Annotated in this window: 13 protein-coding genes; 7 read left to right on the forward strand and 6 right to left on the reverse strand. The window is 65.9% G+C overall.

Annotated features, from left to right (window positions below; translation table 11 throughout):
* Positions 1-74 precede the first annotated feature (74 nt).
* Together TV39_RS10555 and rpsA are read left to right on the forward strand one after the other, a co-directional pair.
* Entirely contained in the window at positions 75-1,364 is a 1,290-nt protein-coding gene (locus TV39_RS10555; protein ID WP_043481491.1) for a GNAT family N-acetyltransferase, read from the forward strand.
* 251 nt (positions 1,365-1,615) lie between these two features.
* The gene (gene rpsA, locus TV39_RS10560) at positions 1,616-3,091 is read left to right on the forward strand and encodes a 30S ribosomal protein S1 (protein WP_011691911.1); all 1,476 of its coding nucleotides are present in this window, start codon (positions 1,616-1,618) and stop codon (positions 3,089-3,091) included.
* Positions 3,092-3,202: 111 nt separating this feature from the next.
* On the opposite strand, the gene TV39_RS10565 is transcribed toward rpsA, so the two are convergent.
* The 3 genes from TV39_RS10565 to TV39_RS10575 all read right to left on the reverse strand — a co-directional run bounded on the left by TV39_RS10565 (position 3,203) and on the right by TV39_RS10575 (position 4,947).
* Complete coding sequence (locus TV39_RS10565) at positions 3,203-3,631, reverse strand: DUF1810 domain-containing protein (protein ID WP_043481374.1); 429 nt, start codon at positions 3,629-3,631, stop codon at positions 3,203-3,205.
* A gap of 94 nt (positions 3,632-3,725) precedes the next feature.
* Positions 3,726-4,274 carry a GNAT family N-acetyltransferase gene (locus tag TV39_RS10570; RefSeq protein ID WP_043481376.1) on the reverse strand — a complete coding sequence of 183 codons (549 nt, stop codon included), beginning with the start codon at positions 4,272-4,274 and terminating at the stop codon, positions 3,726-3,728.
* The gene (locus TV39_RS10575) at positions 4,261-4,947 is read right to left on the reverse strand and encodes an IMPACT family protein (RefSeq protein WP_043481377.1); all 687 of its coding nucleotides are present in this window, start codon (positions 4,945-4,947) and stop codon (positions 4,261-4,263) included. The genes TV39_RS10570 and TV39_RS10575 overlap by 14 nt, the downstream gene beginning before the upstream one ends.
* Positions 4,948-5,041: 94 nt before the next feature.
* Here TV39_RS10575 and coaE point away from each other — a divergent pair, with 94 nt between their 5' ends.
* The 3 genes from coaE to TV39_RS10590 all read left to right on the forward strand — a co-directional run bounded on the left by coaE (position 5,042) and on the right by TV39_RS10590 (position 9,634).
* Positions 5,042-6,319 (forward strand): dephospho-CoA kinase, encoded by a 1,278-nt coding sequence (gene coaE, locus TV39_RS10580; RefSeq protein ID WP_043481379.1) that lies wholly within the window; start codon positions 5,042-5,044, stop codon positions 6,317-6,319.
* 40 nt (positions 6,320-6,359) lie between these two features.
* The gene (uvrB, locus tag TV39_RS10585) at positions 6,360-8,441 is read left to right on the forward strand and encodes an excinuclease ABC subunit UvrB (protein WP_043481381.1); all 2,082 of its coding nucleotides are present in this window, start codon (positions 6,360-6,362) and stop codon (positions 8,439-8,441) included.
* A gap of 164 nt (positions 8,442-8,605) precedes the next feature.
* Positions 8,606-9,634, forward strand: coding sequence for a TerC family protein (locus TV39_RS10590; protein WP_043481383.1), 1,029 nt, complete (start codon positions 8,606-8,608; stop codon positions 9,632-9,634).
* 74 nt (positions 9,635-9,708) lie between these two features.
* On the opposite strand, the gene TV39_RS10595 is transcribed toward TV39_RS10590, so the two are convergent.
* The 3 genes from TV39_RS10595 to TV39_RS10605 are packed head-to-tail and all read right to left on the reverse strand — an operon-like array spanning position 9,709 to position 14,159.
* Positions 9,709-11,061 carry an alpha/beta fold hydrolase gene (locus TV39_RS10595; protein WP_043481494.1) on the reverse strand — a complete coding sequence of 451 codons (1,353 nt, stop codon included), beginning with the start codon at positions 11,059-11,061 and terminating at the stop codon, positions 9,709-9,711.
* Positions 11,062-11,092: 31 nt separating this feature from the next.
* Entirely contained in the window at positions 11,093-11,593 is a 501-nt protein-coding gene (locus tag TV39_RS10600; RefSeq protein ID WP_043481384.1) for a GNAT family N-acetyltransferase, read from the reverse strand.
* 19 nt (positions 11,594-11,612) lie between these two features.
* Positions 11,613-14,159 carry a DEAD/DEAH box helicase gene (locus TV39_RS10605; protein WP_043481385.1) on the reverse strand — a complete coding sequence of 849 codons (2,547 nt, stop codon included), beginning with the start codon at positions 14,157-14,159 and terminating at the stop codon, positions 11,613-11,615.
* Between the two features lie 112 nt (positions 14,160-14,271).
* On the opposite strand from TV39_RS10605, the gene TV39_RS10610 reads away from it, so the two are divergent.
* Positions 14,272-15,051, forward strand: a complete 780-nt coding sequence (locus tag TV39_RS10610) for a trans-aconitate 2-methyltransferase (protein ID WP_043481386.1) — start codon at positions 14,272-14,274, stop codon at positions 15,049-15,051.
* 40 nt (positions 15,052-15,091) lie between these two features.
* Positions 15,092-16,828 carry an ABC transporter ATP-binding protein gene (locus tag TV39_RS10615; RefSeq protein ID WP_043481496.1) on the forward strand — a complete coding sequence of 579 codons (1,737 nt, stop codon included), beginning with the start codon at positions 15,092-15,094 and terminating at the stop codon, positions 16,826-16,828.
* The last annotated feature ends 60 nt before the right edge of the window (positions 16,829-16,888 follow it).

Raw genomic sequence — 16,888 nt, forward strand, 5'->3', positions numbered from 1 at the left:
CGTTACAAGGCACGCAGGACGCCGCGACAGGCGTCCTGCGTGTGTCATTCATTCGGTTCAAGGGGGAGCAGCACGTGGCAGACAAGTACGAGATCCGGCGGTTCAGGGCGGCAGAGAAGGGTGAGCCCGGCTACGAACAGGGAACCGATTGGATCCAGGCGGTGGGCTTCGGATTCCACGACACCCGCCGCAACGACGGCTTCGTGGACAAGATCATGTCCATGTACCGGTCGGACGGGCGCGAGCTGACCGGTGTCTACCAAACCGGGGAGGCCCCGCCGCATGCCCTCGGCGCCGTCATTCCCGTGGCGACCTTCGGCACACTCCGCAGGGACCTGAACGTCGGCTACGGCCGCCAGCTGCTGACCCATATGGTGACGGCGGTGACCGTGCGGGGGACGCACCGCCGCCAGGGCCTGCTGCGCCGCATGATGACCGAAGACCTGACCGCGGCGAAGGGTGACGGCCTGGCCATGGCGGCCCTGACCGCGTCGGAGGGTTCCATCTACGGCAGGTTCGGCTACGGTGTTGCGACCTTTGAACGCAGCATCAAGGTGGATACCGGACCACGGTTCGGCCTCCGTCACCAGCCTTCCGGCACGGTGGAGATCGCCGACCGCAAGGTGCTGCTCGAACTGGCCCCTGAAGTGTTTGAGCGCGTGCACCGGCACACCCCGGGCTCCATCGTCCGCCAGGACGCCTACCGGCAGAACGTCTCCGGAACCGTGGGCCGTGACGGGAACGAAGACGAAGCCATCAAGTGCGCGCTCCACTATGACGCCGCCGGAACAGTGGACGGCTACGTCTCGTACAAGTTCGCCGGCTGGGACACCAAGCCCTACACGGTGGAAGTGGTGGACCTCGTGGCAGGAACAGATGCCGCGTACCTGGAGCTCTGGCAGTTCCTCGGCAGCATCGACCTGATCCAGCGGGTCAGCTGGGCGGATGCGCCGTTGGACGATCCGCTGGTGTGGGCCCTCTCGGACCCGCGCTGTGTTGAGGCCTCCGACCACCGGGACATGCTGTGGCTGCGGATACTGGACAGCGATAAGGCCCTGGGTGCCCGGCGCTACTCCGCGGACGGAAGGCTGGTCCTCGCTATTGAGGATGCCCTGGGATTCGCCGGCGGCACGTTCATCCTGGACGTTAGCGGCGGCGAGGCCAGGGTTTCGGCGGCGCCGGCAGGGGCGCGGCCGGACCTGTCCATGGACGTGGCCGACCTCGCCTCCATCTACCTCGGTGCCGTGTGTCCGGTGACCTTGAAGGCGGCAGGACGGATCCAGGAACACGCGCCCGGTGCCGCCCTTCGGGCGCGGCTGATGTTCGCCGTCGAACGCGCGCCCCACTGCCTGACGCATTTCTAAGCCGATTCCGGCCGGCCGCCCCGCGGCCAGCCCCAGGTGAAAGCGGCCGGCGACCATGCCGGCCGCTTTGACCGGTGTTGGCCGCGGCGACTAGAATAAACGGGCGTGTACTACGTGCACGTGTCTAGAATCCACAAAATCAGGATGAACCTGGCAGACCCCTGTGGTCGGCCATCACCCGCGCCCCCGTCCATACGGGTGTGCGGCGGTCCGCCTGACCGACTAACTATCCACAACGGAGCCCCTACTACATGACCATCACCTCCACCGAGAAGCCCGGTACCCCCGTAGTCGCGATTAACGACATCGGTACCGCTGAGGACTTCCTCGCAGCAGTCGACGCCACCATCAAGTACTTCAACGACGGAGACCTCGTCGAAGGTACCGTCGTCAAGGTCGACCGCGACGAAGTTCTGCTCGACATCGGTTACAAGACCGAAGGTGTCATCCCCTCCCGCGAGCTGTCCATCAAGCACGACGTTGATCCCGGAGACGTCGTCTCCGTTGGCGATCAGGTCGAAGCCCTGGTGCTCACCAAGGAAGACAAAGAAGGCCGCCTGATCCTCTCCAAGAAGCGTGCTCAGTACGAGCGCGCCTGGGGCGACATCGAGAAGGTCAAGGAAGAAGACGGTGTCGTCACCGGTACCGTCATCGAGGTTGTCAAGGGTGGTCTTATCCTCGACATCGGTCTGCGCGGCTTCCTGCCCGCATCCCTCGTCGAGATGCGCCGTGTGCGCGACCTTGCTCCGTACATCGGTCAGCAGATCGAAGCCAAGATCATCGAGCTGGACAAGAACCGCAACAACGTTGTGCTGTCCCGCCGTGCATGGCTCGAGCAGACCCAGTCCGAGGTCCGCTCCACGTTCCTCAACAAGCTGGAAAAGGGCCAGGTCCGTCCCGGCGTCGTTTCCTCCATCGTCAACTTCGGTGCCTTCGTGGACCTGGGCGGCGTAGACGGCCTGGTTCACGTTTCCGAGCTGTCCTGGAAGCACATCGACCACCCGTCCGAGGTTGTCGAAGTTGGCCAGGAAGTCACTGTCGAGGTTCTCGAGGTCGACCTGGACCGCGAGCGCGTTTCCCTGTCGCTCAAGGCTACGCAGGAAGATCCGTGGCAGACCTTCGCCCGCACCCACGCCCTCGGCCAGGTTGTTCCGGGTAAGGTCACCAAGCTGGTTCCGTTCGGTGCGTTCGTTCGCGTCGAAGACGGCATCGAAGGCCTCGTTCACATCTCCGAGCTGGCAGTCCGCCACGTGGAGCTGGCAGAGCAGGTTGTCTCCGTTGGTGACGAGCTGTTCGTCAAGGTCATCGACATCGACCTCGAGCGCCGCCGCATCTCCCTCTCCCTCAAGCAGGCTAACGAGGGCGTTGACGCCGACAGCACCGAATTCGATCCGGCTCTCTACGGCATGGCCGCTGAGTACGACGAAGAGGGCAACTACAAGTACCCGGAGGGCTTCGACCCGGAGTCCAACGAGTGGCTTGAAGGCTACGAGAACCAGCGCGCAGCCTGGGAGCAGCAGTACGCTGACGCCCAGACCCGCTGGGAAGCACACAAGAAGCAGGTTGCCCAGCACGCTGCCGACGACGCTGCAGCTGCAACGTCCGGTGACAGCGATTCCGGCACCACCAGCTACTCCTCCGAGCCGGCTGCAGCCGAGACCGGTGCAGGCACGCTTGCTTCGGACGAGGCTCTTGCTGCACTGCGCGAGAAGCTGACCGGCAACTAATTTCCCGGTTCTCCTCCGGACGTGATTCCGGAGAGCCCAGGCAGTTAGCACGCTGAAGGTGGCCGTCCCCGAAAGGGGGCGGCCACCTTTTGTTTAACGCAGCAACGGTGCCTACCCCAGCAACCGGTCGGTCGCAGGATCCGCGCTCCCGTTGAAATATTGGTCAAGAACTTCCTGGAATACCGGTTCCGCAGGATCCGCACGCAGGAAGAGTGTCATGGAGGACTGCAGCTTCCGGGCGTCGATCCCGCCGAACATCCGGACTGCACTGACCCCGGTGTGGGCAACAACAGCCCGGGCGCACTCGAGCAGCCGCGGGCCGAGTACGGGGTGCCCCAAATAGGCTTTTGCCTCGGCCAGGGAGGTGATCGCGTACCTCCGGGAGGTGGGGCTCTGTCCCAGCCCGGCTATCTGGGGAAAGATGAACCACATCCAGTGGCACTCCTTGGACCCGCCGGTTAGCTCGGCAAGGGCCCTTCGATAGGTTCCGTTGGCGTCCTGGGCCTGCACAAACCGTTCCAGGTTGAAGGGATCTTCCACGGGCTGCCTCCCTAACTGAGTTGGGTACTCCGGTCGGGTACCGTCCGTCCATCCAACCACCGGCCCCGCCGTGGGGCGAGGGGGCTGCTGACCGCTAGAGGGTGATCCTGGCCGTCAGGGGCGTGATAACGCCGTCCCCGGCAAGCTCCGCACCGGCAGAGCGCAGGAGTGCCTGGGCAGCCGTATTCCCGGCGGTGGTTTCGGCCTGCAGCACCGCGGCGCCGACGGCTGAGGCCACGGCACTGACGAGTTTCAACGCCTCCCGTCCGATGCCCCGGCCCCGGAAGCTGCGGCCCAGCCACAGCCCCGTTTCCAGCGCCGGCATCCCCGACGGCTCCGTCCCGGTGCACTTGAGCCGGATGGAACCGGCAAGTCGTCCGCCGCAACTGACCGCCCAGGATTTCTCGGCGGCCGGGCCGTCGAGGCCCGCTGCGGCGGCGCGGTGGTAGTTGCGGAACCAGCTGATCCGCTCCTGGTTCCAACCGGCAGATGCACCCAACGGGGGAGTGACGTCGTCGGCAGCGGCGTCGGTGAGGGCGACGTCCAGGAGCTTCTCCAGGATCTCCTCGGTGACGTCCAGCAGTTCCACGCGGCCGGCGAGAGGTGCCGGCGAAGAAGGGGCCGTCGGTTCAGAAGGGCACATCGATCCATTCCGTTTCTCCCGGACGCAGGACGGCGCTTCCTGCTGTCATGGACGCAAGCCGTTCGGCGCCGCGCTCAAGTTCTTCAGCCTGGTCAGCCAGGGCAAGCCTGAGGACCGTGGTGCTGGCCCCGTAGCTGGTTTCCGCCATCACGTAGCCGGCAGCCCGGAGGTCGTTCTCCAGCCGGCCGGCCGCCGAATGCGGAACCTCCACGGAACAGATCCTCAGCCGGCTCCGCCGAACCAGTGGTGCCAGGTCCAGCGCGGAGGACACGGACTCCGAGTAGGCACGCACCAAGCCGCCCGCTCCCAGGAGGATCCCGCCAAAATAGCGGACGACGACGGCACTGACGTCGCTGAGGTCCGTCACCCCGGGAGCGGTTTCGCGCCGGATGAGAGCCTCCAGCATGGGGATGCCCGCGGTTCCGGAGGGCTCCCCGTCGTCGCTGGAACGCTGGATGCCCCGGTCCGGCCCCAGGACGAACGCTGAGCAGTGGTGACGGGCGTCGTGGAATTCCTTGCGCAGTCCGGCCACGAGTGCCCTTGCGCCGTCCTCGTCCCCGGTTCGCCGGAGCACGGTGATGAACCTGGACCGTTTGATCTCAAGTTCATGGCGGAAGTCGGGCCCGGCCGCAAGGGTGGTGTAGGCAGTTGCCCTGCTTTCTTGCTCTTGCACCGCACAAGTCTAGTCCGGGCATGGGCCCACGCCGCCAGGGTTCCCTGGGCGAGCGGAGCGAGGTCAGGGGGGCGGTGGGGACTAGTCTGGTGGGGTGCTGAAGATCGGGTTGACGGGCGGCATCGCCTCTGGGAAGTCAGTTGTTGCTTCGCGTTTGCGGGAGCTGGGGGCGGTGCTGGTCGACGCCGACGCCCTCGCCCGTGAGGTGGTGGAGCCGGGCACCCCCGGACTTGCCAGCGTGGTGGAGGCCTTCGGGGAGGACATGCTGGGTGCCGATGGCGGACTGGACCGGGCGCGGCTGGGCGCGCTGGTGTTCGGCAACCCGGACCGGCTCGCAGTACTCAACAGCATCGTTCATCCGCTGGTCCGGGAGCGGGCCGCAGCGATGATCGGCACCGCCCCCCGCGGCGCCGTCGTCGTGCAGGACATACCCCTGCTGGTGGAAACGGGCCAGGGCAGTAATTTCCATCTGGTGTTGGTGGTGGATGCCCCGGACGAGGCGCGGGTTCAGCGCATGGTGGAACACCGGGACATGACCGAGGAGCAGGCGCGGTCCAGGATGGCGGCGCAGGCCGCCAGGGATGTCCGCCTTGCTGCGGCGGACGTGGTGCTGGACAACTCCGGAACCGTCGACGAGCTTAAAGCCGCCGTCGACGCGCTGTGGACCGGCCGGCTGGCCCCCTTCGCGGACAACATCAGCAAGGAACGGCCGGCCCCGCGCACGGGCGGCCCCGTGCTTGCCCCGGCCGATCCCACGTGGGCAACGCAGGCGGCGCGGCTCGCCGCCCGGATCCAGGCTGCCGTCCCGGCGGATATCCTGGCGGTGGATCATATCGGGTCCACGGCGGTCCACGGGCTCGACGCCAAGGACATCATCGACCTCCAGCTGACTGTTGCCGACCTGGCGACTGCCGACCGGATTGCGCCGCTGCTCGCCGCGGCAGGCTTTCCGCTGTGGCCCGGGGTATTTGCTGACAGTCCCAAGCCTTCGCACCCCGATCCGGCGGCCTGGGCCAAGCGCCTGCACGGCAACGCGGACCCCGGCCGTCCGGTGAACCTGCATATCCGGCCTGCGGGCTCGCCTGGGTGGCGGTTTGCCCTGTGTTTCCGCGACTGGCTTCGCGACGACGCTGCGGCCAGGACCGAATACCTGGCGGAGAAGCGGAGGGTCGCGGCCCTTCACAGTGTGGACAGGTCGACGGCGGGCTACGCTGCGGACAAGGAAGCATGGTTTAGCGAGCACGCCGCGGGCCGGATGGACGACTGGGTGAAGCGCACGGGATGGCAGCCGCCGTCGTATGCGACGGCCACGGCCGCCGGTTCCGGCGGCAGCGCGGCCGGCGCCACCGCGGGCCGTACCGCCCAAAGCTGAATCAGGGCACGATGTCGGTGCCCGGCGGTAGATTAGATTCATGAGTCTTGCCCAGGAAATCAACCGCGTCGTGGCTCCGTTCGAGGTCATCAGCGAGTTCAAGCCGGCAGGCGACCAGCCGGCCGCCATCGCGGAACTGACGGAGCGCATCAAGAACGGCGAAAAAGACGTGGTGCTGCTTGGCGCCACCGGTACCGGTAAAAGCGCGACGACGGCCTGGCTCATCGAGCAGGTCCAGCGGCCCACCCTGGTGATGGTGCAGAACAAGACCCTCGCCGCGCAGCTGGCCAATGAATTCCGGGAACTGCTCCCGAACAACGCTGTCGAGTACTTCGTGTCCTACTACGACTACTACCAGCCCGAGGCCTACGTGGCGCAGACGGATACGTTCATCGAGAAGGACTCCTCGGTCAACGAGGAAGTCGAACGGCTCCGGCACTCCGCCACCAACGCGCTGCTGACCCGCCGCGACGTGATCGTGGTTGCCACCGTGTCCTGCATTTACGGTCTGGGCACGCCGGAAGAGTACATCGCCGGCATGGTCACCCTCCGCAAGGGGGCGGAGATGAACCGCGATGACCTGCTCCGGAAGTTTGTCTCCATGCAGTACACCCGCAACGACATGGACTTCCACCGCGGCACGTTCCGGGTCCGCGGCGACACCGTGGAAATCATTCCGATGTACGAGGAACTGGCCATCCGGATCGAGTTCTTCGGGGACGAGATCGAGAACATCCACACCCTGCATCCGCTGACCGGCGAAGTGATCCGTGACGAAGACGAAATGTACGTTTTCCCTGCCTCGCACTACGTGGCAGGTCCGGAACGCATGAGCCGGGCCATCAAGCGCATCGAAGACGAACTGGCCGAGCGGCTGCAGGTGCTGGAAAGCCAGAACAAGCTAGTGGAAGCCCAGCGGCTCCGCATGCGCACCACCTACGACCTCGAAATGATGCAGCAGATGGGCTTCTGCAACGGCATCGAGAACTACTCCTCGCACATCGACGGCCGCGCCCGCGGAACCGCGCCACACTGCCTCCTCGACTATTTCCCGGACGACTTCCTGCTGGTCATCGACGAATCCCACGTCACCGTCCCGCAGATCGGCGCCATGTACGAGGGCGACATGTCCCGCAAGCGGAACCTGGTGGACCATGGCTTCCGCTTGCCTTCGGCCATGGACAACCGGCCGCTCAAGTGGGACGAGTTCCAGGAGCGCGTGGGCCAGACGGTCTACCTTTCGGCCACCCCCGGCAAGTACGAACTCGGCAAGTCCGACGGTTTCGTGCAACAGATCATCCGTCCCACCGGCCTGATCGACCCCGAGGTGGTGGTCAAGCCCACGAAGGGCCAGATCGATGACCTGCTGGGCGAGATCAAGACGCGCACGGCGAAGAACGAACGCGTCCTGGTCACCACCCTCACCAAACGGATGGCGGAGGACCTCACGGACTACCTGCTGGGCCACGGAGTAAAGGTGGAATACCTGCACTCCGATGTTGACACGCTCCGCCGCGTGGAACTCCTCCGGGAACTCCGGATGGGTGTCTTCGACGTCCTGGTGGGCATCAACCTGCTTCGTGAAGGCCTGGACTTGCCGGAGGTCTCGCTGGTGAGCATCCTGGATGCGGACAAGGAAGGTTTCCTGCGCTCGTCCACCTCGCTGATCCAGACCATCGGCCGCGCCGCCCGTAACGTCTCGGGACAGGTGCACATGTACGCCGACCGCATCACGGACTCCATGGCGCACGCCATCGACGAAACCAACAGGCGGCGGGCCATCCAGGTGGCCTACAACACGGAAAACGGCATCGATCCGCAGCCCCTGCGCAAGAAGATCGCGGACATCACCGACCAACTGGCCAAGGAGGACGCGGACACCCGCGAGCTGCTTGCCGCCGCAGGGAAGACCCGCGGCAAGGGCAAGGGCGCGTCCACCGTGCGGGCGGACGGCCTGGCGGCCGCACCGGCGGAGGACCTCGTGGGCCTCATCGAGCAGCTGACGGAACAGATGCACGCCGCGGCCGGCGAACTCCAGTTCGAACTCGCGGCCCGGCTGCGCGATGAAGTAGGGGAGTTGAAGAAGGAACTGCGGCAGATGCAGGCCGCCGGCCACGCCTAGGGTAAAGTTGTTCTCACGTAGGGGAGTATCCCAAGCGCTACGATCGTCAACACGCACGGCATAGATGCCCTGCCGGGCGTAGCGGGCTGCCAATTCAGCACCAAGTGCACAGGCAAGCCGGAGAGACTTACACCGCTTCTCTGTACCCTGCGAAAGGCATCCCTGTGCTCGATTTACCCGTTTGGTTTGAGGTCGGCTCCTTCGTCGTCCTCGGCCTCATCCTCGCTTTCGACCTCCTCCTGGTGCTGCGGCGCCCGCACGAGCCGTCCATGAAGGAAGCCGGCCTGTGGGTCACCTTCTACGTGGCCCTGGCCCTGGTCTTTGCGGGTGCCATGTTTGCCTTTACGGGCCCGGAGTTCGGCGGGCAGTTCGTTGCCGGCTGGGTGACGGAGTACAGCCTCAGCATCGACAACCTCTTCGTGTTCATCATCATCATGGCCCGCTTCTCGGTGCCCCGTAAGTACCAGCAGGAAGTACTGATGGTGGGCATCATCATTGCCCTGATCCTGCGCGGCATCTTCATCCTGCTGGGCGCCATCGTGATCGAGCAGTTCAGCTGGGTCTTCTACATCTTCGGCGCCTTCCTGCTCTGGACCGCCTGGAAGCAGGCCCAGGACGAGGGTGAAGACGAGGAGGACAAGGAAAACCCGCTGATCGCGAAGCTCCGCAAGGTGATCCCGATGTCGGAGAAGTTCGACGGCGGCAAGCTGCGCACCACGGTTGACGGCAAGAAGGTCTTCACCCCGATGCTGATCGTCTTCGTCACGATCGGGCTGACCGACCTGCTGTTCGCTGTTGACTCCATCCCGGCAATCTTCGGCCTGACGCAGAGCCCGTTCATCGTCTTCACCGCCAACCTCTTCGCCCTGATGGGCCTGCGCCAGCTGTACTTCCTGCTGGGCGGCCTGATGAACCGCCTGATCTACCTGAAGCACGCGCTGTCCTTCATCCTGGCGTTCATTGGCGTCAAGCTGGTCCTGCACGCGATGCACGTCAACGAACTGCCGTTCATCAACGGCGGCAAGCACATCGAGTGGGCTCCCGAGATCCCCACGTTCGTGTCCCTTGCCGTCATCGTCGGCACCATCATCGTGGCCGTGATCGCCAGCCTGGTGAGCTCCAAGGCTGCCCAGGCGAAGGTGGACGCTCGCCTCGAAGAGGACGCCCGCAAGAGCATGAGCGACGCCGAGTAGGCCTCCGCGCCGTACCACGTAGCAGACAACCCCGGCCATATGGGTGGCCGGGGTTGTCTGCTTTGCGGATCCGCTCAGATACGGACTGAGCGCACCATGCCCAACAGCCGCCCGAAGATGCCTTCGCCGTCGTCCGCGATGCCGTCGTGGTGGAAGTCCGCGGTCTCCCAGACCTGGAGCCCGCGGACGGCCGACGCCGTTTCGAGCGAAAGGTCCCGGTCGACGTAGATGTCCTCGCTGTACACCGCGGCGGCCACGGGAACGGCGTTCGATGCCAGCTGCCCTGCGTCATACAGCGGCTTCCAGTCAGACTTCTCAGCCAGCAGCTGGGCAACATTGCGCAGCGGCCGGAGCGCCGCGTCCTGTTCGAAATACCAGGGATAGACCATTTCTCCGGTCAGCAGCGGCTCGGCCGCGTCCGGGCGGAATTCGGGAAAGTCCTGGAGCACGCGCAACGCGGCCCAGTCCGTGGCTTCCCCCTGCCCGTAGATGGACTCGTGCATGAGGGCATACAGCGGGTTCCCTGCACGTGTGACGATTCCGCGTACCTGCTCCAGGAACGCGTCCGAGAGGCGTTCGCCGCCGGGCGTGGCCACGAAGGCGTCCTCCAGCAGATGGTGCAGGGTGTCCACGCGGGTATTTCCGCCAAGGAACGACCCCACCATCTGGAAACGCTCCACGGTGAGCCGCTCGCCGTCGGGCAGGTGCTCTTCCGTTTCGCGAAGGTGCCGGGCAATCCGGGTGACCGCGGCGCGGTCCTCGGGGTAGGACTTGAAGTATTCTGCGTTGCGGGCGGCGACGCGCCGGTAGGTGGCCTGGTACACCCGGTCCGCAGGACCGTGCAGCGGAGCCAGGCCGCCGGTGATGAGCGCCCCGCGCAGGCCTTCCGGGGCGAAGGAGAGGTAGCTGAGTGCGCAGAAGCCGCCGTAGCTTTGCCCGTAGATGGTCCACGGCGCGGACCCGAGGGCATGCCGGATCGCTTCGGCGTCGGCAACAATCGAGTCCGCCCGGAAGTGCGCCAGGTACTCAAGCTGGTCTGTCTCGTTCCCGCGGAGCGGGAGCGTGTTCCGGTCGATCGGCGTGGACAGCCCCGTCCCGCGCTGGTCCAGCATGAGGATGCGGAAGTCCCTGGCGGCGGCCTTGCTCCAGCCGCCGAGGGAGGGGAACCGGTTGCCCCGTCCGCCGGGACCGCCCTGCAGGTAGAGCAGCCACGGCAGCTTGGCGGCTTCTTCCTCGGTGTGGCCGGCGGAGACGTACTCGCGCGCAAACACGGTGACGGTCTCCCCGGTGCCGCCGCTGAAATGGTCCAGCGGCACCTCGAAATAGTGTTCTGCCGTGCGCATCCCGCGGTACTCGTGGCGCGCCTTGACGGTGTGCGGGACGGTGTTGGGAAGCGTGGCCGCGGCATCGGCCGCAGCCTCCAGCATCCCCACGGCAGCCAGCCCGGTCATCGGAAGATCAGCCAATGACCTGCGCCTCGCGGGACGTTCCGAACGACTTGAGGGCCTCCCCGGTCAGCCGGAAGGTGGACCACTCGTCCATGGGTAACGCGCCCAGCTTCTTGTAGAAGTTGATGGACGGTTCGTTCCAGTCCAGGACGCTCCACTCAACGCGCGCGTAACCGCGTTCGACGGCGGTGGCCGCCAGGTGCTGCAGCAGCGCCTTGCCGTGGCCTTCGCCGCGGGCCTCCGGAGTCACGTAAAGGTCCTCCAGGTAGATGCCGTGGACGCCTTCCCACGTGGAGTAGTTCAGGAACCAGAGCGCGAAGCCGCGGACCTGGCCGGATTCATTCTCGGCCATTGCCGCGTACACCCGAGGGTTTTCGCCGAAGAGGACCCTGGTGAGCATATCCGGGGTGTTCCGGACTGCGTGGGGTTCCTTTTCGTAGATGGCCAGTTCATGGATCATCTGCAGGATGACGGGGACGTCTTCAACGGTTGCGGGGCGGATTACACTCATTGTTCGAGTTTACTAGCGCCTACAGGCGGTTCACGTCGGTCACCCGGACCACGGCCGTGCCCGTCTCGTCGGATGCCGCAAGGTCCACTTCCGCCGAGATGCCCCAGTCGTGGTTTCGGGCGGGATCGTCGAAGATCTGCCGCACTTTCCAGATCCCGGGTTCCTCGGTAATGATCAGCAGGCCAGGCCCGCGGGCGTCCGGCCCGGTGCCGATGTCGTTGTGTTCGTCAAAGTAGTCATCCAGGACGTCCTCCCAGCGGTCGGCATCCCAGCCGGCGCCGCCGTCGAGCTCACCGAGTTCCGTGGCCGCCTCGTCGGCGAAAAGCTCCACGCGCCGGAACATCTCGTTCCGGACCATCACCCGGAAAGCCCTGATGTTGGAGGTCAGTGACGGCGGGGGAGGCGGGGGAGCGTCATGCGGAGTCGGGGCTGCCCCGGAGGTCAGCTCTTCCCATTCGTCCAGGAGGCTGGAATCGACCTGGCGGACCAGCTCGCCCAGCCACGCAATCAGGTCCTCGAGGTCTTCCCGCAGGGCGTCCTGCGGCACCGTCTGCCGCAGTGCCTTGAAGCCGTCGGCGAGGTACCGCAGCACAATGCCTTCGGAGCGGGCCAGTCCGTAGAACTGGACGAATTCTCCGAAGTTCATGGCCCGTTCGTACATGTCCCGGACCACCGATTTGGGGGCGAGTTCGAAGTCGCCCACCCACGGTGCGGCCTTGCGGTAGACATCGAAGGCCTCACCCAGGATTTCCGCGAGCGGCTGCGGGTAGGAGACATCCTCCAGCATGGCCATCCGCTGGTCGTACTCGATGCCGTCGGCCTTCATGGCGGCGATGGCTTCGCCCCGGGCCTTCTTCTGCTGGGCGGAGAGGATCTGCCGGGGCTTTTCCAGCGTGGATTCGATGACGGACACCACATCGAGGGCGTACGACGGCGACTCCGGATCAAGGAGCTCCAGCGCCGCCAGCGCAAACGGCGAGAGCGGCTGGTTCAGCGCGAAGTTGGCCTGCAGGTGGACCGTGAGCCGGACGGTTCTGCCGTCGGGGCCCTGCTCCTCCGGCGGGATCCGCTCCACCACTCCTGCGGCCAGCAGCTCGCGGTAGATTCCGAGGGCCTTCTTCATCAGCTGCAGCTGCGAACTGCGGGGCTCGTGGTTTTCGGTGAGCAGCCGGCGTGCCGCCTTGAACGGGTCGCCGGGACGTTCCATCAGGTTCATCAGCATGGCATGCGTCACGGTGAAGCTTGAGGTCAGCGGATCCGGGACTGAGCTCACCAGCCGGTTGTAAGTCGGTTCGCCCCAGGACACGAAGCCTTCCGGCGGCTTGCGCTTGACCACCTGGCGGAGTTTCTTCTGGTCGTCGCCGAACTTGGCGGTTGCTTTCGCCATCGCCTTGACGTTCTCGATGACGTGTTCGGGAGCCTGCACCACCACGGTGCCGGCGGTGTCGTAGCCGGCCCGCCCCGCGCGGCCCGCGATCTGGTGGAACTCGCGCGAGTTCAGCAGCCGGGTGCGGACGCCGTCGTACTTGCTCAGGGCGGTGAGCAGGACGGTGCGGATGGGCACGTTGATCCCGACGCCCAGGGTGTCCGTGCCGCAGATGACCTTGAGCAGGCCGGCCTGCGCCAGCTGTTCCACCAGCCGCCGGTACTTTGGCAGCATCCCGGCGTGGTGGACGCCGATGCCGTGCCGCACCAGCCGGTTGAGGGTCTTGCCGAAGCCGGCCGCGAAACGGAAGCCGGCAATCAGCTCCGCGATCTTGTCCTTCTCCTCGCGGGTGCAGACGTTGATGCTCATCAGGTTCTGAGCCCGGTCTATCGCCTCAAGCTGGCTGAAGTGGACCACATAGACCGGGACCTGCTTGGTGGACAGAAGCTCCTCGAGGGTCTCGTGCACAGGAGTCTGCTCGTAGTAGTAGTGGAGCGGAATCGGGCGTTCAGCGGAACTGACTGTCGTCGTCGGGCGCCCCGTCAGTTCCGTGAGGCCGGCCTCGAAGCGGCTGACATCGCCCAGTGTGGCGGACATCAGCAGGAACTGCGCCTGCGGGAGTTCCAGCAACGGCACCTGCCAGGCCCAGCCGCGCTGCGGGTCGGAGTAGAAGTGGAACTCGTCCATGATGACCGCGCCAAGATCCGCTCCCGCACCCTCGCGAAGGGCGATGTTGGCGAGGATTTCGGCGGTGCAACAGATGATGGGGGCGTCCTGGTTGACGCCGGAGTCGCCGGTAATCATCCCCACGTTTTCGGCGCCGAATATCTCGCACAGGGCGAAGAATTTCTCCGACACAAGCGCCTTGATGGGCGCCGTGTAGTAGCTGCGGTCCCCGCGCGCCATGGCCTGGAAGTGTGCGGCGATTGCCACCAGGGACTTGCCGGAACCCGTGGGAGTAGCCAGAATGACGTTATCCCCGGACGCCAGCTCCATGATGGCTTCGTCCTGTGCGGCGTAAAGGGACAATCCGCGGCTTTCGGTCCATTCGACGAAGCGGGTGTAGAGCTCGTCCGGATCGAGGTCCGTCCCGCTGGACGTGCGTTCGGCCGGGACGGGGAGCTGCTCAACGAGTTTCATTGCTTTCAAGCTTAGTGCCAGCCGCCAATGGGTGGTTCTTCCTTGGTCGCGGGCCCGGCCCGGGCTAGGCTCGGCCTGACGGCAACAGCATGAGCCATTGGAGGGGGCGTCTTTGAAGTGGGATCCTGCGAAGTACGTGGAGTTCGGCAACCACCGCGACAGGCCGTATTTTGACCTGACTGCGCGCATCCACGCCGAGGGTCCCCGCCACGTGGTTGACCTCGGCTGCGGGCCAGGCAACCTGACCGCCACCCTGGCGGAACGCTGGCCTGATGCCCGGGTGGTGGGAGTCGACTCGTCCGCCGAGATGCTTCTCAAGGCAGCGGAGCACTCGGCACAGGCTGCCAACCTGTCCTTCACGCTTCAGGACATCACCGACTGGAGGCCATCGGCACGCACCGATGTGGTGGTGTCCAACGCGGCGCTGCAGTGGGTCCCCGGACACCCCGCACTGCTGGCCGGCTGGCTGGAGGCACTCAGGCCCGGCGCATGGTTCGCCCTGCAGGTTCCCGGCAATTTCACGTCATCCTCGCATGTGCTCATGCGGCAGCTCGCGGAGTCCCGCCGCTGGAAGGATACGCTCGACGGCGTGCTGCGCCACGACGACGCCGTCGCCGAACCGGCCGAATACCTGAACATCATGCTCGACGCCGGCTGCGACGCGGATGCGTGGGAAACCACCTACCAGCAGGTGCTCCACGGGCCGGATCCGGTGCTGGAGTGGGTCAGGGGAGCCGGGCTGCGGCCGGTGCTGGCGGCGCTCTCACCCGACGAGGCGGCTGAATTCGAAGCGGAGTACTCCGCGGGGCTGCGGGATGCCTATCCGGCCACGGCCCACGGCACAGTGTTTCCGTTCCGAAGGATCTTCGCAGTCGCGCGGAAACGGGGCTGAATATGGCGCCACGGCGGGAGGAGCTGCGGTGCTCCGGGGCATGATGATGCGGCTGCTCGCCGCGCATAAGCCTGCCGTTCTGGCCATCGTGGTGCTGCAGTTCGTCCAGACCACGGCCAACCTCTTCCTGCCCACGCTCAATGCCTCCGTCATCGACGATGGAATCGTTAAGGGAAACACGGACCTGATCCTGCGGCTGGGCGGGTGGATGGCCGCAATTGCCGCCGTCCAGGTTGCCGCCGCCCTGGCTGCCGGGTACTTCAGTGCGAACGTGGCCATGAAGCTTGGCCGTCAACTGCGCCAGGAGCTCTTCGCGAAAGTCCAGTCGCTGTCCTCCCAGGAAGTGGGGACGTTCGGCGTGACCAGCCTGGTGACCCGGGCCACCAATGACGTCCAGCAGATCCAGGCGCTGGCCGTCCTGGTCTTCACCATGCTGGTGGCGGCGCCCGCCATGGGCATCGGCGGCATCGTGCTGGCCCTGAACCAGGACGTGGTCCTCTCCGGCATCGTGGTGGCCATCGTGCCCGTGCTGGTCCTCATCATGTATGTGATCGTCCGCCGCCTGGTACCCCTGTACCGGCAGGGCCAGGTGCTGATCGACCGGATCAGCCGCGTGCTGCGCGAGCAGATCATCGGCGCCAACGTGATCCGCGCGTTCGTCCGCCAGGCGCACGAGGCGCGCCGCTTCGCCGTCGTCAACCGCGAACTGACCCGTAACAACCTGCAGTCGGCACTCATGGTGGCAGGGATGCTTCCGCTGATCATGATCGTGGTCAACCTGTCGTCCGTGGCGGTCGTCTGGTTCGGCGGCCACAGGATCCAGGCCGGCGACATGCAGCTCGGCTCGCTGACAGCCTTCATCGCCTACATCCTGCAGATCCTCATCGCCATCATGATGGCGATGTACGTGCTGATGACAGCTCCCCGCGCCGCGGTCTGCGCCGAACGGATCCAGGCCGTGCTGGACACCAGCCCGGCCATCGCTGATCCTCCGATCTCACGCGCAGGGCTGCCCCCGGGCCGGCGCACGCCGGGCGGCACGGTGGAATTCCGCGACGTCACCTTTGCCTATCCCGGAGCGGAAGCGCCCGTGCTGGAAGGCATCAGCTTCACCGCGTCGCCGGGTACCACCACCGCCATCATCGGTTCAACGGGTAGCGGCAAGTCGACGCTGCTCAACCTCCTGCCGCGGTTCCTGGACGCCACGTCGGGGGACATCCTCATCGGCGGCCACAACGTTCGCTCACTTCCTCTCCATTTCCTGCGGGACAGCCTGTCGCTGGTACCCCAGCGCGCCTACCTTTTTTCCGGGACCGTGGCCGGGAACCTGCGGATAGCAGCCCCGCACGCCAGCGACGCGGACCTCCTCCGGGCGCTCCGCGCCGCCCAGGCGGAGGACTTCGTGCGCGAACTGCCGCACGGGCTCCACAGCGCCGTGAGCCAGGGCGGAACGAATTTTTCCGGCGGGCAGCGCCAGCGCCTGTGCATTGCCCGCGCGCTGCTCCGGGACGCCCCGGTATACCTTTTCGACGACAGCCTCTCCGCGCTGGACTATGCAACGGACGCCCGCCTCCGCCAGGCGCTCGCCCCGCTCACGCGCCGGTCCACGGTGATCATCGTGGCCGAGCGCATCGCCACGATCCTCGACGCGGGCCTCATCCTGGTGCTCGACCAGGGCAGGCTCGTTGCGCAGGGGACACACACGGAACTCATGCGCACCTCGACGGTGTACCAGGAGATTGCCGCCTCACAGCTTGCGCTGGGAGGCAGGCTGTGACCGCACCGACTGCAACGACGACGGCGGTCAGTTCCGGGGGTGCCGGCGCCTGGGCCACCG

The sequence above is a fragment of the Arthrobacter sp. SPG23 genome, from assembly GCF_000876655.1.
Taxonomy (GTDB): Bacteria; Actinomycetota; Actinomycetes; order Actinomycetales; family Micrococcaceae; genus Arthrobacter.

Excerpts from the sequence above, each read along its gene's own strand:
- rpsA (WP_011691911.1), top strand. The coding sequence starts at position 1,616 with ATGACCATCACCTCCACCGAGAAGCCCGGTACCCCCGTAGTCGCGATT.
- TV39_RS10570 (WP_043481376.1), bottom strand. The coding sequence starts at position 4,274 with ATGTGCCCTTCTGAACCGACGGCCCCTTCTTCGCCGGCACCTCTCGCC.
- uvrB (WP_043481381.1), top strand. The coding sequence starts at position 6,360 with ATGAGTCTTGCCCAGGAAATCAACCGCGTCGTGGCTCCGTTCGAGGTC.
- TV39_RS10595 (WP_043481494.1), bottom strand. The coding sequence starts at position 11,061 with ATGCTGGAGGCTGCGGCCGATGCCGCGGCCACGCTTCCCAACACCGTC.
- TV39_RS10600 (WP_043481384.1), bottom strand. The coding sequence starts at position 11,593 with ATGAGTGTAATCCGCCCCGCAACCGTTGAAGACGTCCCCGTCATCCTG.
- TV39_RS10605 (WP_043481385.1), bottom strand. The coding sequence starts at position 14,159 with ATGAAACTCGTTGAGCAGCTCCCCGTCCCGGCCGAACGCACGTCCAGC.
- TV39_RS10615 (WP_043481496.1), top strand. The coding sequence starts at position 15,092 with ATGATGATGCGGCTGCTCGCCGCGCATAAGCCTGCCGTTCTGGCCATC.